Consider the following 1,157-nt stretch of genomic DNA (forward strand, 5'->3'; position numbering starts at 1 on the left):
ACCGTGAGTTCCGCGTCCGGCCTGATGTGCGGCAGCCGGGCGTTGGTGACCACGGCGAGCTCGCGTGCCCCGCCCCGCCCGGGCCGCCACTGCCCGCCGATGAGCGGCAGCAGGGCGACGTTGCGCACGGGCCCGGCGGTGAAGTCGAGGAGGCCCGCGACCGTGGCCAGCCGGGTCGTGCCGAGGGCCGCAGCGACCGCGTGCCGGTCGGTGGGGTCCGCGGCGGTGGTCAGGGCGTGGACGGCGACCTCCAGCAGGGCGTGGGCGAGGCCCAGGGGCTGGAGCCAGGGCCGCCCGGTGGTGCCCCGGTAGTCCTGGGCCAGCCGGGCCGCCGTGGTGTCGTCCAGCGAGGAGCGGTAAGGGTGCCGGGGAGACCAGTAGACGAGCGTGGCGATCCGGGCGTTCGCCAGCCCGTCCAGGGCCGCCGCCACCCGGGGGTAGGCCAGCCAGCGCGAACAGGTGATCAGCCGGGTGCGCAGCCCCGCCTCGCGGGCCTGCCGGTGGAAGAGGGCGAGGTCCGCGACGGTGGCCGCGCCGGTGACGACGTCGGTCCCGGCCTCCTTGAACCGCCGGATGTGGCCCGCGAATCCGGTGGCGGGCTCCCGGTAGCCGCCCGGGTCGACCAGCGTGTGGCCGCGCGCGGCCACCACGGGCGCGAAGCCGTGCCGGGGGTGGCGCAGCGCCCGCCCCTGGGGCCCGTCGTTCCACAGGCAGCCCACCGTGCGGCGCGGCCCCACGCGCTCCCACATCTCCGCGAACACCGCGGCGATGTCGTCCAGCCCCCAGCCGAAGTGGAACGTCCAGCGGAACGCCCGTCCCGGCTCCGCGCCCCGGCTCAGGGCGTACGCCTGCCAGGGGAAGCCCGTCGACAGACAGGGGATGCCCAGCACCTCGCAGGCGTCGGCCACGGCCGGCAGCACCCGGGTGCCGCCCATCGCCACCACCGCCGAGGCCCCCTCGTCGCGCACGAGTTCCGCGACCGCGCGGCGCGCCCCGTCGGGGCCGGAGCGGCTGTCGCGCCAGGCGATCCGGACCGGGCGGCCGCGCACCCCGCCCGCCAGCCGGGGGGCCAGTCTGCCGAGCGCGTAGAGCAGGGGATCCCCCAGCCGGGCGAGCCGCCCCGTCCGCGGCACGACCGCCCCCACGCACAGCTCTCC

Annotated in this window: 1 protein-coding gene; it reads right to left on the bottom strand. The window is 78.1% G+C overall.

Annotated elements, in window-relative coordinates:
* The coding region (locus K6I33_RS35190; protein WP_308297374.1) for an ABC transporter substrate-binding protein at positions 1-1,133 on the bottom strand (1,133 nt) is incomplete at its 3' end.
* Between the last annotated feature and the right edge of the window lie 24 nt (positions 1,134-1,157).

The sequence above is a fragment of the Streptomyces sp. UNOB3_S3 genome, from assembly GCF_020740895.1.
GTDB lineage: Bacteria > Actinomycetota > Actinomycetes > Streptomycetales > Streptomycetaceae > Streptomyces.